8 protein-coding genes and 3 pseudogenes are annotated in these 14,630 nt (G+C 68.5%); 5 read left to right on the top strand and 6 right to left on the bottom strand.

Going from position 1 to position 14,630, the window contains the following annotated elements:
* Positions 1 to 14: 14 nt before the first annotated feature.
* The 3 genes and pseudogenes from ACZ67T_RS43175 to ACZ67T_RS43165 all read right to left on the bottom strand — a co-directional run.
* Positions 15 to 1,706, bottom strand: coding sequence for an ABC transporter ATP-binding protein (locus ACZ67T_RS43175; RefSeq protein WP_469992161.1), 1,692 nt, complete (start codon positions 1,704 to 1,706; stop codon positions 15 to 17).
* 1,321 nt (positions 1,707 to 3,027) lie between these two features.
* Positions 3,028 to 4,022 (bottom strand): annotated as a pseudogene (locus ACZ67T_RS43170) (IS5 family transposase).
* Positions 4,023 to 4,726: 704 nt separating this feature from the next.
* A pseudogene (locus ACZ67T_RS43165) lies at positions 4,727 to 4,834 on the bottom strand (DUF5655 domain-containing protein); the annotation flags it as partial.
* 488 nt (positions 4,835 to 5,322) lie between these two features.
* On the opposite strand from ACZ67T_RS43165, the gene nicT (ACZ67T_RS43160) reads away from it, so the two are divergent.
* Positions 5,323 to 6,387: a Nickel transporter NicT gene (nicT, locus tag ACZ67T_RS43160; RefSeq protein ID WP_469992177.1), complete on the top strand. Its 1,065-nt coding sequence runs from the start codon at positions 5,323 to 5,325 to the stop codon at positions 6,385 to 6,387.
* A gap of 128 nt (positions 6,388 to 6,515) precedes the next feature.
* Here nicT (ACZ67T_RS43160) and ACZ67T_RS43155 read toward each other — a convergent pair whose 3' ends face one another.
* On the bottom strand, positions 6,516 to 7,166 hold the full coding sequence (locus ACZ67T_RS43155; RefSeq protein ID WP_469992159.1) for a superoxide dismutase: 651 nt from the start codon (positions 7,164 to 7,166) through the stop codon (positions 6,516 to 6,518).
* A gap of 155 nt (positions 7,167 to 7,321) precedes the next feature.
* Here ACZ67T_RS43155 and ACZ67T_RS43150 point away from each other — a divergent pair, with 155 nt between their 5' ends.
* The 4 genes from ACZ67T_RS43150 (at position 7,322) to alaS (ending at position 12,582) form a co-directional block, all read left to right on the top strand.
* Positions 7,322 to 7,771 (top strand): Fur family transcriptional regulator, encoded by a 450-nt coding sequence (locus ACZ67T_RS43150; protein WP_469992158.1) that lies wholly within the window; start codon positions 7,322 to 7,324, stop codon positions 7,769 to 7,771.
* Positions 7,772 to 8,280: 509 nt separating this feature from the next.
* Positions 8,281 to 9,339: a tRNA (adenosine(37)-N6)-threonylcarbamoyltransferase complex transferase subunit TsaD gene (tsaD, locus tag ACZ67T_RS43145; RefSeq protein WP_469992175.1), complete on the top strand. Its 1,059-nt coding sequence runs from the start codon at positions 8,281 to 8,283 to the stop codon at positions 9,337 to 9,339.
* Complete coding sequence (locus ACZ67T_RS43140) at positions 9,339 to 9,911, top strand: GNAT family N-acetyltransferase (RefSeq protein ID WP_469992156.1); 573 nt, start codon at positions 9,339 to 9,341, stop codon at positions 9,909 to 9,911. Before tsaD ends, ACZ67T_RS43140 begins: the two co-directional genes overlap by 1 nt.
* Before the next feature lie 25 nt (positions 9,912 to 9,936).
* Complete coding sequence (alaS, locus tag ACZ67T_RS43135; protein ID WP_469992154.1) at positions 9,937 to 12,582, top strand: alanine--tRNA ligase; 2,646 nt, start codon at positions 9,937 to 9,939, stop codon at positions 12,580 to 12,582.
* A 7-nt stretch (positions 12,583 to 12,589) separates the two neighbouring features.
* Here alaS and ACZ67T_RS43130 read toward each other — a convergent pair.
* Together ACZ67T_RS43130 and nicT (ACZ67T_RS43125) are read right to left on the bottom strand one after the other, a co-directional pair.
* Positions 12,590 to 13,205: pseudogene (locus ACZ67T_RS43130) on the bottom strand (CGNR zinc finger domain-containing protein).
* Between the two features lie 141 nt (positions 13,206 to 13,346).
* A complete protein-coding gene (gene nicT, locus ACZ67T_RS43125; protein ID WP_469992152.1) occupies positions 13,347 to 14,435 on the bottom strand; it encodes a Nickel transporter NicT in 1,089 nt (362 codons plus the stop codon).
* Positions 14,436 to 14,630 lie beyond the last annotated feature (195 nt).

Raw genomic sequence — 14,630 nt, 5'->3', positions numbered from 1 at the left:
TCCGGAGACCGTGGTCATGTGAGTACCGCCGCACGGTAGACGGGATGGTCGCGTACGAGGTCCTCGTGCGAGGCCTCGGCAGTGATGGTGCCGCCGTCGATCAGGACGACACGGTCGGTGGCGGCGAGCAGCGCGGGGCTGCTGGTGACGAGGACCGTGGTCCGCCCGGCGCGGGCGCGGCGTATGCCCGCCGCGATCCGGGCCTCGGTGGCGGCGTCCACGGCAGTGGTCGGGTCATGCACGACGAGGACGCCGCGGTCGGCGGCCAGGGCGCGGGCCAGTGCCACGCGCTGGCGCTGGCCGCCGGAGAGCGAGCTGCCGCGTTCGCCGACGCGGGCGTACATTCCACCGGTTAGAGCGGAGGCGACCTCGTCGACGGCGGCGGCGCCCATCGCGGGCCGCGGGTCGGTGCCGGGTGAAGAGGCTGCGGTCACGTTGTCCAGGAGTGATCCGTCGAAGAGCTGGGCGTCGTGTTCAGCCACGAGCAGCGTCGAGCGCAGCGATTCTGGAGCGAGTTCGGTCAACGGGACACCGTCGAGTTCGACGCGACCCCGATCCGGGTCGCACCGGCGGCCCAGGCAGCGGAGCAGGTCCGCCGCGTGGGCAGGGTCGGTGACGACCATCCCGAGGTGTTCGCCGGGCCGCACGGTCAGGTCGACGGGGCCGATCCCGGCGTGACCGAGTCCCCTCAGCCGCAGTTCGCCGACAGCGGGTTCGGCGACAGCGTCGATACCGCCGGTGATCTCGCCGGGGGCGGAGAGCACGTCGGCGATCCGGGCAGCCGAGGCACGGCCCTTGGCGAACTCGGCACCGACCCAGGCCAGCATGGTGATCGGGCCGGGTAGGAACAGGGCGAGGCCGACGGCGGAGAGCAGGGCTCCCAGGCCGACGGAGCCGCTCAGGACGAGCCGTCCGCCGACGAGAGCCACCAGGGCGATGAACGCCCCGGTCAGCGTGAGCATCAGACCGCTCTGCACGGCTTCGGCGCGGGCGGCACGCACGTTCGCCGCCAAGGACGCCTGGCTGGTTTCCCGGTAACGGTCCACGGCGGCCCGTTCGGCCCGCAGGCCCTTCAGTACACGGATCCCGGCAACCAGGTCGGCGGCGACGCCGGATGCGTGGGCGGCACGTTCTTGTTCGGCCTCGCTTCGGTGCTCCAACGGGCGGGCCAGGAAGTGGCCGAGAGCCATCAGGACCGGAGCGCCCACCAGGACGAGCAGTCCGAGCGGCAGGGAGGCCCGCAGCAGGAGTACGGCTCCCGCCACCTCACCGAAAACGGCGGCGACGCCCAGAGTCAGAGCCATGTTGAGCGCGCCCACACGGCGGGCGTCCTCGGTGGCCACGTTCACCAGCGCGCCGGGCGGTCGTCCCGCCTCGGCGCCACCGTGCGGGGCGAGGACCCGGCCCACGACGTCCAGGCGCAGGCCGTGGGCGGCCTGTTCGGCTGCCCGCTCACCGGCCTGGCAGCCGAAGCGGAATGCGAACGAGAGCACCCCGTAAACGACGCCGAGGACGACGAGCCAACCCGCCAGCGCGCCCCCGTCGGGGTGCACGACGGTCCGGTCGACGACCAGGCCGATGAGAACCGGGACGAGTGCCTCCCCGGTCTGGTGCGCGGCGCCGAGCACCGAGCCGATGACGACGTCCCTGCGTTGACCCGTGACGACACGGCGGATGACCCCACGCCCGGACACTTCTGCGCCCACTCAGTTGCTCCTCATGCCCAGCACGGAAGTGCGACTTCCGACCACCCGTCCCCAATGGAACAAAGGTAAGGCTAACCTGAATTTCAAGGCTGGCGGTGCCGCTGCACGGCCGGAGGTCCGTCCGGACCCCCGAACCGGGAATTTCCTGGCGTCATCCATCCGCCGCCTGGCGGCGGTGACGGGGTTGTCGCTTCCCCGTCGTCGCAGCCGCCGAAGGCGTTGACGCCGTGCGAGGGAAGGGCGGCGGGGTCACGGTCGATGGTTGAGTGAGACGGTGTCCAACGTCTCCATGACCATGCGGCTCCCGTTGAACCTGTAGACGACGAGCTCGACATGACGGCATTCGACCCGTCCAGGGGGGAGCTTCCGGCGGTGATGGCCTCCGCTCGCGTGTCTTCAGGCCAAGGCTTGGTCCTGGCGGGCCGGGGCGGGGCTGTCCGGCCTTCTAGGATGACAGTTGGGCGGCGCTATGGCAGTCCACGGCCTCTCTCGGCAGGTCGCGTTGCACTCCCGGGCGAGCCGGGGCCGGTGATCCGGACGCCGAGGGGCAGCTGTGCGGGTCGTGTGTGCGGTGTTATTTATCCGCGCGGTGCGGGCGTGGCCCCCACCGCGCCCGCACCGCACCCCCGAGGACCTGCGAGGCGCCTGTCGGCACCGAGCTCCGGGCTACCCGTTGCGGGCACCGAGGTTGGGGCTCTGCCGCTTGGGCAGCCCCACCAGTCCCATTCACTGCGGCCGGTTGGCAGGGAACACCGCCCCAGCGTAAAGCCCTGGCCATGCCTGCGGAGGGGCAGACCAGGATGGTGCTCCGGTCCACGCTGCAGAACTGGCTGTGGCCTTCCGCGACGGACACCAGGCACCACTTGGGTGACATGATGCCGATGGGGGCGGGCAGGTCCACCTGGAACAGCATGCCGGTCCAGCCTCGCCGGCGGGCCCTGCGGATGAGGTAGCGAGAGCGCCACTTCAACCGGCCGTCGAAGACACTCCCCACCTGCACCGCAACGTCTCCCCGTCTGCTAGCCGGTCAAGTCCCCAGCCTCCCAGGCTGGCACGAGCGTGCTGGAACCACGAGAGCCCCCGACCGGCAGCGTGATCCGACAGAATCCTGTCGGGAACAGCGGTGGCGAGCCCGTTGGGGTTAGCCGGTCATGGGGCTCTGATGGGTCTCACGGACGCGTATCTGGATACTGCGGCTCAGGCGATGACGTTGCTGGGTGTTCCGGAAGTCGCTGCTTCCTGGGAGGAGGCCAGTGCGTTGACGGACATGACGGTCGGCGGCTTGGCTGGCCATCTCGCGTACTAGGCACTGTTTCTCGGATCATGTGCGGAGCCAGATGGCGAGGGCTGCGAGGGTGACAGTGCCGAGGTAGATGTAGGCGCGTTTCTCGTAGCGGGTGGCAACGGCGCGGAAGCCCTTGAGGCGATTGATGGCGCGTTCGACGGTGTTGCGTTTCTTGTAGCGTTCGCTGTCGAATCCGGTGGGCCGCCCGCCGCGGGAACCTCGGTTCTGCCGGTGTCTTTGCTGGTCGAGGCGTTCGGGGATGGTGTGTCGGATTCCGCGTCGTCGCAGGTAACGGCGATTCTTCCGGGACGTGTAGGCCTTATCCGCCAACACGCGGTCGGGCCGGCTGCGTGGCCGTCCAACTCCGCTTCGGGGCACGGAAATCAGCTCCAGCACCCGCTCGAGCTGAGGGCCGTCACCGTAGTGTCCGGCTGGCCACGCGCATGATCGCCCCGGACCGACGCATCCTCGCCAGGACAACTCAACAGCGTCGGTGGATTTTTGGGTCAGGTCCGAAGCGATCACCCAGCCATCATCACTGTGGATTTTCGTGGTGAACCCTCCGCGGGAACGACCCAGGCATTCGCCGATCTGACCACCTCCTCCAGTCGGTCGACCAGTTTCCGCGACGCCGGATCGACCCGGTTCGTCCCCCGCACCGCCCCCTTTTGAGCAGGCACGGCCGGGGGTTCTTTCCGCGCGCCCGCGGCGTGCTGGTGAGCCCTCACTGCGGTGGAGTCCACCGAAACGTCCCAGTCGATCCGGCCCTCAGCATCCTCGGCGGCCTGAACCCTCGACAGCAGCATCACCCACGTCCCGTCCGCCGACCAGCGGCGATGACGTTTGTAGACCGTCTCCCACGGACCGAACCGCTCCGGCAGATCCCGCCACTGCACACCCGTCCGCACCCGGTAGAGAACCCCGTTGATCACCCGACGGTGATCGCTCCACCGGCCTCCACGGGTACCACCACGAGGCAGAAGCGACTCCAGCCGATCCCACTCCGAATTTGTCAGATCTCCACGGCCCATGCATCCAGCCTGACCCCAACACCCCACCTACGTAAGGGGATCCGAGAAACAGTGCCTAGGTCTGGCGTGAACAGGAAAGGAGCGGTAGCAGCGATCAGCTCTCCGGTTGCTGCACCCAAGCGTGGGTGAGACAACTTCGGCGGGCCAGACTTGCCTGCCGGGGCATGGGCCCTTGCTCCGGGCGGGAGCCGCGCGGCCTCCTCGGCCAGTGTCCAGCCGTTCCGCGGTCGTGAGGGGCGCGGCGAGGCCGGTCTGCGGCGTCGCCGAGGCATCGGATGACCGGGCGAGGGCAATGCGGGCCCGGACGACAGCACCGTTGTGGTCGCTGTACTTCGGTGGCTCGTCTCGAATGTGAAGCTGGACTCTCGCAGATCCCGTGTGACCGCGATCGCAACGAGCTGCGGCTGGCCGGGTGCGCCCCATGTGACCGATCGGTCACGGGCGAGGACGAAGCTGTGGGAGCCGTTGGGCTTGCTGTGGTGCCGGGACAGCACCGTCAGGTCGCCGGCCCAGAGAGACTGCAGCGCCTCCTCGGAGTTGTCGTCGACCGGCGAGAGATCGTCGAGGTCGAAGTCGACGACTTCGAGTTGGCCGGACCGGAGGCATGAGCATGAGAGCGGAGAGCCAGGGGCCGGCGGCGCGTAGACGCAGAAGGGCGGCTGGCGCATCGAGGAACAGATGCACCAGCCGCTCTCCTCGTTGCGTCAGGCAGCCTCGGGCGCCCGCCGTATGAGCGGCGCCGCCTTCTCCAGGTCGGCTGCCGAGACGACGCGCACCTCCAAGTCCCCGGTCTCGAGGTGCCCCCTCGAGCGGGCAATGTGGTTATGCCATGGATATGGCCCTGATGGCATGATTTGGCCGCGAATTATGGGGCGATACCTGCTGATCGTGTCGAGCAGATGATGCCGAAAGGGCTGTGGATGTTGTTCCGATGGGTAGTGCCCCGGCACGGATTCGCTCGCAAGGGAAAGGTGCCGATGGCGAGGTGACCGCAAGCCCCCGTTGTCACGATCAACTTCGGGGGCAGCTCGGGCCGAGACCCATTTCGCCAGGTCAGGTATGCGGACGCCGTTCGAGAGCGTCTTTACCGACTGTGGCGAACCCAGACTTGGACTTTGCCCCACCCCGGTTGTAGTTGCACATCATGTGCAGCAACGTGGAGTGCGCGTCTGGATTCCCCAGGCTGCGCCTGCTACACGACACGCAAAGGCTCACGTCCCCGATGACCGTCTCGCCCGGCCCGGCTCCAGCTGCGAACACCGGTACCCCGAAGTTCCCCAAGTTCCGCTTCCGCAACTCCATGACGCCCAAGGAGTGGAGGAGTCTGAGCGGGATGGCTGCCTTCATCCTCGCGCTGCACGTCATCGGCTGGTTCACGCTGGTCGCAGTGGTGGCACCGGAGCACTACAGCCTGGGCAGCAAGACGTTCGGCATAGGCATAGGTGTCACCGCGTACACGCTCGGGATGCGGCACGCCTTCGATGCCGACCACATCGCCGCTATCGACAACACCACCCGCAAGCTGATGAACGAGGGACGGCGTCCCCTCTCGGTGGGCTTCTGGTTCTCTCTCGGCCATTCGAGCATCGTCTTCGCCCTGGCCTTCCTGCTCTCTCTCGGCGTCAAGGCGCTGGCGGGACCGGTCGAGAACGATGACTCCACGCTCCACAGTGTCACCGGATGGATCGGCACCACGGTCTCGGGGACGTTTCTGTACGTCATCGCGATCATCAACTTCGTCATCATGGCGGGCATCTGGAAGGTCTTCCGGCAGATGCGCTCCGGTCACTTCGACGAGGACGCTCTGGAAGAGCAGCTCAACAAGCGCGGGTTCATGAACCGACTGCTCGGCCGTGTCATGAAGTCCATCAACAAGCCCTGGCAGATGTACCCGCTGGGGCTGCTCTTCGGGCTCGGCTTCGACACCGCGACAGAGGTGGCGCTGCTGGTGCTCGCAGGATCCGGTGCGGCTTCCGGGCTGCCCTGGTACGCGATCCTGTGCCTGCCGGTCCTGTTCGCTGCCGGCATGTCGCTGTTGGACACGATCGACGGCTCGTTCATGAACTTCGCCTACGGCTGGGCGTTCTCCAAGCCGGTCCGGAAGGTCTACTACAACCTCACCATCACCGGCCTGTCGGTCGCCGTCGCGCTCATCATCGGCACTGTCGAACTACTGGGGTTGATCGGAGAGAAGGCGGGACTGCACGGCGCCTTCTGGGACTGGGTCGGCGGCCTCGACCTCAACACCATCGGTTATGTCATCGTCGGACTGTTCTTCGCCACATGGGTGGTGGCCCTGCTGGTGTGGAAGTTCGGGCGGATCGAAGAGAAGTGGACGCACGGGCTGGCGAGCTCGGGCGACTAGGGCTACGGAGGCGGCAGTTGCCGTACGGCGAAGGGCTCCTGCGGACGCACTGTCCGCAGGAGCCCTTGTCGATCCTGCAGGTGAGCGGTGAGAAGACGATCACGAGCAGGACGTCTGTGCTCGGCAGGTCAGGGAGCGAGCAGGAGGCTGTTGGCGCGCTCCTTGGCGGCGGCGTAGCGCTTGGCGACATCCTGCCAGTTGACGACGGCCCACATGGCGTCGATGAAGTCGACCTTCTGGTTCTTGTACTGCAGGTAGAAGGCGTGCTCCCAGGCATCGAAGACGAGGATCGGGGTCGAGCCCTGCCCCACGTTGCCCTGGTGGTCGTAGACCTGCTCGACGATCAGGCGCCCGCTGAGCGGTTCGTAGGCGAGGACGCCCCAGCCCGAACCCTGCGTGGTCGCTGCGGCCTTGGTCAACTGGGCCTTGAAGCCGGCGAACGAACCGAAGTACTCGGTGATCGCGTCCGCGAGGTCACCGACACCGTCGGCGGCGGTCGGCTCACCGCCGCCGCCGTCCTTAGGGCTGTTCATGTTGTGCCAGTAGATGCTGTGCAGGATGTGGCCGGAGAGGTGGAAGGCCAGGTTCTTCTCCAGGCCGTTGATCGAGCCCCACGACTCCTTGTCGCGCGCATCGGCGAGCTGCTCCAGGGTGTCGTTCGCACCCTTCACGTACGCCGCGTGGTGCTTGTCGTGGTGCAGCTCGATGATCTGCGGATTGATCACCGGCTCAAGCGCCGCGTAGTCGTACGGAAGCTCCGGCAGCGTGTAGATCGCCATGTCCAACGTCCTCCGACATTATTGCGAATGATGTGCAGCTGCACGCTAACAGCAGGAAAGATACGGTGCGATCCGGCGTTGGACCTAGGTCCGGCGATGTGTGTCGGGTCCGGAGGAGTTGCGGCGGGTGAAGTCTGCCGCGGGGAGGCGATTGCGTGATCAGCCGTTCGCCAGGCGATGTTGGAGGTGCTGCGGGGGCGTCGCCTTCAGTGCTGCTTCGGGGACACGGCCTGCGTGCCACCTCTAACCGGCGGCGGATCCTGCGCCTTCTCGGCGCAGTTGAGCTCCATCTGTCCTCGGCGGAGGTCTATGAAGCGTTGCGCCGTGCGGGGGAGCGTGTCGACCCGGCGACCGTCTATCGCACGATGGAGGTGTTGGCCGAGGTCGGTCTCGCGCACTCGGTCGACGGCCCCGGCCCCAAGCGCTACGGCGCGGGATCTCACCCGCACCATCATGCGGTCTGCCGGCAGTGCGGCCGGGTGGAGGATCTGCCCGTCGGCAGCCTGGCTGGGGCGGCTCGCCAGATCGAGGAGCTGACCGGGTGGCGACCCGATGCGTCCGGCTCGCTGCTCTTCCATGGCTTGTGCGGTGACTGCGCGGACTGACACGCGGGCAGATTTCGGGGCCGGACTCGGAGCCAATGCCTGGGGTAGTGCGAGGCGAAGGGCAAGAGGTGCGGCTGTGCGTCGGTGGGCGATGCTGGCGGCCGGATCCGCGCCAAGGCCTCAGGGCTTGTCCGCATGTCCTTAGTGGTGGTTTTCGCGCTCCCACCGGGCGTAGGTGATGGCACGGCTGCCGTCCCAGCCGGCATGGGTTCGTGCGGAGGAACCCCGGCCGGTGCGTCATTTTTTCCTCCGTGGTGCGGGCTAGGAGCCCCAGGAGCTCGCCCTGACGCGCGGGGGCAACGGTGATCACGGTGATCGGCGTCGGGAGCGGGCGGTCGCCGGCGATGCCTGTGGTGGTCGGCATGCAGGGCTCCTTCGTGTCTCGGCCCAGCGCCCGGCCGACACGACGGCGGCGCCGACGGACAGAGCTGGGCGATCCGTCTCTCTCTTATTGCACATATATTGCAACTACGGAATATGTGCAGAAGGAGGTTGCCGTGGGCGGACCGATGGTGCTGGGGATCGAGTCGTCGTGCGACGAGACCGGCGCGGGCATCGTGCAGGACGGAAAACTGCTGGCACACGTGGTGGCGTCGAGCATGGACGAGCACGCACGCTTCGGTGGCGTGGTGCCCGAGATCGCCTCCCGTGCGCATCTCCAGGCGTTTACGCCGGTTGTGCGACAGGCCCTGACGGACGCTGGCCTCGGCCTGGGACAGATCGACGCCGTGGCCGTCACCACCGGGCCCGGCCTCTCGGGCGCGCTGCAGGTCGGTCTGGCCGGCGCGAAATCTCTGGCGTACGCGGCGGGCGTTCCGTTGTACGGGGTGCATCACCTGGCCGGGCACGTCGCCGCGGATACGCTGGAGCACGGGCCGCTGCCCGAGCCGTGCGTGGTCCTGATCGTCTCCGGCGGCCACACCTCATTGCTCCTGGTACGCGACCTGGTGCGCGAGCCGATCCTGCACCTGGGCGACACGTTCGACGACGCGGCCGGTGAGTGCTTCGACAAGGTCGCCCGCATCTTGGGGCTGCCGTACCCGGGCGGACCCGCCATCGACCGCGCGGCGAAGGCGGGGAACCCAGAAGCGGTCACGTTCCCTCGTCCGCTGACCAAGGCCGGTGACGATCCCTACGCGTTCTCCTTCTCCGGCCTGAAGACTGCGGCCGCCCGCTGGGTGGAGCAGCACCGGTTGCGCGGCGAGGAGCCGTCGGTCGCCGACGGCGCGGCCGCGCTCCAGGAGGCCGTCGCAGACGTCCTCACCCGCAAAGCGCTGCGGGCCTGCCGCGACCATCACGTGAAGACACTGATCGTCGTCGGAGGAGTCGCGGCGAACTCCCGGGTGCGGGCGCTCGCCGAGGAGCGCTGCCGTGCCGCTGGCATCGAGCTGCGGGTGCCGCCGATGACGCTGTGCACCGACAACGGCGCGATGATCGCCGCCGTCGGGGACCTCCTCGTGCGTTCCTGTACTGAGCCCGCGCCGCTGAACCTGTCGATCGATCCCTCGGCGCCGTTGGTGTACGCGTCCCTGACCCCGTTGCCGGCCCCTGCGGCGCGGGCCGCGTGATGCCATCCCGGGTACAACTCGTCGACGGGGAAAACCTGCTGGCGTACATGGATGGCGTGCGCGCGGTGTACGCGGAAGCCTTCGGCGCTGCGCCCTGGTCCGAGGGGCCCGAGAAGGCCGACGCCTACGTGCACCGGCTGGCCCGCGACGTGGCCCGGCCGGGGTTCGTTGCGGCCCTCGCGCTCGACGAACGCTCGGTGCTCGGCTGGGCGACCGCATGGACCACTCCGCGTCCCTTCCCGAAGGCGCGGTGCTACCCGCAGATCTCCGCCGCGTTGGGAGATCAGCGCACGGACGAGTGGCTGTGCGGGGCCCGGGAGGTCGACGAGCTGGCCGTGAGCACGGCAGCACGCGGCACCGGCCTCGGTGCACGGTTGCTCAACGCGGTCACGGAGGACCGTTCCGACGGCCGCTGCTGGCTGCTGACACCGGCCCGCGCCCGGTCCGCCGTCGTCTTCTACGAGCGGTCCGGCTGGACCGCAGCCACCCACCCCACGCCCTCCGGAGCGGGGCACGCGGCCTTCCTCGGCCCGCGACACCCGGCCCGCGCCCTCGCCCCTCGTCCCATGTGACCGTCCGACCGTGGAGCGCCACCCGATGCGTACTGCCGACATCCGAACCCGATTCCTGGACTACTTCGCCGAGCGCGGGCACACCGTGGTGCCCAGCGCCCCGCTGCCGACACCCGATCCGACGCTGCTGTTCGTGAACGCGGGGATGGTGCCGTTCAAGCCGTACCTGACGGGCGAGCAAGAGGCGCCGTGGCCGCGGGCCACCAGCGTGCAGAAGTGCGTGCGCACTCTGGACATCGAGGAGGTCGGCAAGACCACCCGGCACGGCTCGTTCTTCCAGATGAACGGCAACTTCTCCCTCGGCGACTACTTCAAGCAGGAGGCCATCGCCTTCGCCTGGGAGCTGTCCACCGCATCGGTCGCCGACGGCGGTTACGGCCTGGACCCGGAGAAGATCTGGGTGACGGTGCACCACTCCGACGACGAGTCGCGCGGCATCTGGCGCGAGGTCGCCGGGCTGCCCGACGAGCGGATCGTGGCGCGCGGCGACGAGGACAACTTCTGGTCGATGGGTGTGCCAGGTCCTTGTGGCCCGTGCTCGGAGCTGTACTTCGACCGCGGCCCGGCTATCGGCCGGGCGGGCGGCCCCGCGGTCGACGAGGACCGCTACATGGAGTTCTGGAACCTCGTCTTCATGCAGTACGAGCGCGGCGAGGGGCCAGGGAAGTCCGGCTACCCGATCCTCGGCGAGCTGCCACGCCGCAATATCGACACCGGCATGGGCTTGGAACGCATGGCCACACTGTTGCAAGGTGTCGACAACCTCTATGAGATCGACGAGACCCGCCCGATCCTGGACCGCGCCGCCGAGCTGGCCGCCGTGCGCTACGGCATCGACCCCCAGGCCGACGTCCGGCTGCGTGTGGTCGCCGACCACGTCCGCACGGCTCTGATGCTCCTCGCGGACGGCACCACGCCCGGCAACGAGGGCCGCGACTACGTACTGCGGCGCATCGTCCGCCGCGCCGTCCGCTCCATGCGCCAGCTCGGCGACCCGGACCCTGTCCTGCCCGAACTCCTCGCCGTGGCACGCGACTGCATGGCCCCCAGTTATCCCGAGGTGTCCGACGGATACACGCGGATCCTGGACCGCGCCCAGGGCGAGGAGGACGCCTTCCGCGCCACCCTCAAGCAGGGCACCACCGTCCTGGACACCGCCGTCAACAAGGTCAAGGAGCAAGGTGGCTGCGCGCTGCCGGGCGCACAGGCGTTCCTGCTCCATGACACCTACGGCTTCCCCATCGACCTCACCCTGGAGATGGCCGCAGAGCAGGGCGTCGAAGTCGACCGCGAAGGCTTCACCGCGCTCATGAACGCCCAGCGCGAACGCGCTCGCGCCGACGCCCGCGCCCGCAAGTCCGGCGCCGCGGCCGACACGTCCGCACTGCGGGCCGTCCTCGACGAGCACGGCCCGACCGACTGGCGTGCCTGGGACAGGTTGACGACGGAGTCAACCGTCCTCGCTGTCCTCGGCACCGATGGCACCGCTCCCGTCGCCCGCGAGGGTGAGCTGGCCATTCTCGTTCTCGACCGCTCCCCCTTCTACGCTGAGTCCGGCGGTCAGGACTCCGACGCGGGCCGTATCTCCGGCGCCTCCGGCGAGGCGGAGGTCATCGACGTACAGCGCCCGCTGCCCGGCCTGGTCGTCCATCAGGTGCGCGTCACGGCGGGTGAACTCGCCGCCGGGGAAACGGTGGTGGCTGCCGTTGACCCGGAATGGCGGCTCGGTGCCCGCCAGGCTCACTCCGGCACCCACGTCCTGCACGCCGCGCTGCGCGAGATCCTCGGCCCGACCGCTCTGCAGTCCGGCTCCTACAACCGCCCCGGGTACCTCCGTCTCGACTTCCCCTGGCGCGGCGCCCTGTCGCCCACGGTGCGCAGCGAGGTCGAGGACGCCGCCAACCGGGCTTTGCGCCGCGACCTCCCGGTAGGCGCGCGCTGGATGACTCTGCCCGAGGCCAAGGAGATCGGCGCGCTTGCCCTCTTCGACGGGACGTACGGGGAGAAGGTGCGGGTCGTCGAGATCGGCGGGGCCTGGTCGCGCGAGCTGTGCGGTGGTACCCACGTCGAGCACGCTTCCCAGATCGGCATGCTGGCCCTGACCTCCGAGTCCTCTGTCGGCGCAGGCATGCGCCGCCTGGAGGCCTCCGTCGGCATCGAGGGCTTCGGCTACCTCGCCCGCGAACGCGATCTGGTGAGTCGTATCGCTGAGCAGCTGAACGCGCCCCGCGCCGAGCTCGCCGAGAAGATCGCCGGTCTCCTCGATCAGCTCAAGGCCGCCGATCGGGAGAACGTCCGTCTGAAGGCCCGGGCCACCACGGCCCGCGCCGCCGAACTGGCCGGCCAGGCCGTCGAGGCCGACGGCATCCTGGTCGTCACCGCCACCACCGAGGGCACCGCCGACGAGGCACGCGCTCTGGTCACGGCCGTACGCGACCGGCTGCCCGAGAACGCGCCCGCCACGATCGTCGTGGCCACGGACCGCGGCAACCTCGTCGTCGCACTCAATCAGCACGCCCGCGAGCGCGGACTCAACGCGTCCGCGCTGGTCAAGAAGCTCCTCGATGGCCGCGGCGGCGGCTCGCCCGAACTGGCCCAGGGCGGCGGCCTGACCGTCGACCGCATCTCCGGTGTCCTCGCCGACGTGCCCCGGCTCGTCGCCCAACGCTGACGCGGGCTCAGCCGCCCGCCTGTGCTTCATCCGGCCCGGAGCCCTCAAGAGCTTCGGGCCGGGCCCCGGCCCGGTTCCCCTGGCGCTTGCGGGACCGCCAGGCGCTCACGTTGGCGCGCGTGGCGCAGCGCTCGGAGCAGTACCGCCGGGAACGGTTGGTGGACGTGTCCACAAAGGCGTTGCGGCACGGAGAGGCATGGCGCAGGCCGAACCGTTCGCGGCCGAACCGGGCCAGGTGGAAGGCGAGCCCCATGGCGGAGATCGCCGCGTATCCCGAGGTTGCGTTCAATGGGTGCTCGGCCAGGTGCATGTGCCATCGGGGACGCCCCACGTCGTCGAGCCAGTCGTGCCCGGAGATCTGCGGGCTCACCGGGAACTTCAGGAGCAGGGAGTTCAGCAGGTCCACCGCCGCGACCTCGTCGCCTTCGTCCGCCGCGTTGAAGACCGCACGCAGCCGCGCCCGGACTGAGCAGAACCTCGTGACGTCGGCGTCCGTGGCCCGGCGGCAACATCTGGGAAGCGCTGTCGAAGAGTTCGCGGACCACCTCCACCGACGCCAGGTCGTCCGTGCCGCGCAGGGGCTCCTCGGTGTTGACCAGGCACGCCGCGAAGTCCCCCGTAATCGTCCGGTTCCACTGCTCGTCCTCCGCCGCCCCGACGCATACGCCCCGCTCAACGCCATCTCCTGACCCCGGCGGCGCAAAAGGAAGGTAAGCCCGCACCACCTGCTGTAGCCGGTGGTACGGGCTCCCACGCTGCAAGCGTCAGTGTCCGGTTCCGGTGTCCCCGGTCCTGGGAGCGGGCTTGAGGCCGGCGCTCCACTTCTCCTCGATTCGGCCGAACCTCCACACGGCGAACGCGACGATCCAGGTGGCGATGAAGAGGCCGACGATGAGGTAGCCGATGATGTTGAGGTCCAGCGCCCCGACCCAGTCCCAGAACGGACCGTGCAGCTCTAGCTTTTCGCCTATCAGGCCCAGCAGTTCGACCATGCCGATGATGAGGGCGACGGCCACTGACAGACCCGTGATGGTGAGGTTGTAGTAGACCTTGCGGACGGGCTTGGAAAACGCCCAGCCGTAGGCGAAGTTCATGAACGAGCCATCGATGGTGTCCAGCAGCGACATACCCGCCGCGAAGAGGACCGGCAGGCACAGGATCGCGTACCAGGGCAGCCCGGAGGCGGCACCGGAACCGGCAAGGACCAGAAGAGCGATCTCGGTGGCCGTGTCGAAGCCCAGCCCGAAGAGGAGGCCGAGCGGGTACATCTGCCAGGGCTTGGTGATGGACTTCATCAGCCGGCCCAGCAGTCGGTTCATGAAGCCGCGGTTGTTGAGCTGCTCCTCCAGAGCGTCCTCGTCGAAGTGCCCGGAGCGCATCTCACGGAAGACTTTCCAGATCCCGGCCAGGATCAGCAGGTTGATGATCGCGATGGCGTAGAGGAAGACCCCTGAGACGGTGGTGCCGATCCAGCCGGTGACGTTGTGGAGCTGGGAGTTGTCATTCTCGACCGGGCCGGCGAGGGCCTTGATGCCGAAGGAGAGCAGCACGGCGAGGGCGAAGACGATGCTGGAGTGGCCGAGGGAGAACCAGAAGCCGACCGCCAAAGGCCGCTGGCCTTCGTGCATGAGCTTGCGGGTGGTGTTGTCGATGGCGGCGATGTGGTCGGCGTCGAAGGCGTGTCGCATGCCCAGGGTGTAGGCGGTGACGCCGATACCGATGCCGAAGCTCTTCTCGCCCAAGCTGTAGTGCTCGGGCGTGACGATCGCGACCAGCGTGAACCAGCCGATGACGTGCAGGGCGGCGATGAATCCGGCCATCCCGGCGACCCGGCGCCATTCGGAGCGTGTCATGGAACCTGCGAACCGCTGCCAACGTGAGCGAGAACCGGCTGGAGGTGCGGGGGTGGCGGCGGCCATGTGCGTCTTCTTTCGCTTCGTGTTAGCTATTTAACCTCGCCGTTTCGGTTGGGCTGAGGCGGCGTCGCTGATCGCCAACTGTTGGGTGGTCGACGTGATTTCGGTGCTTGGGCAGGTCGGAGTCCCGAC

It is taken from the genome of Streptomyces sp. NPDC107517, assembly GCF_055582645.1.
Note: the sequence above shows the minus strand (reverse complement) of the source record. Positions and strands in the feature narration are given on the sequence as shown.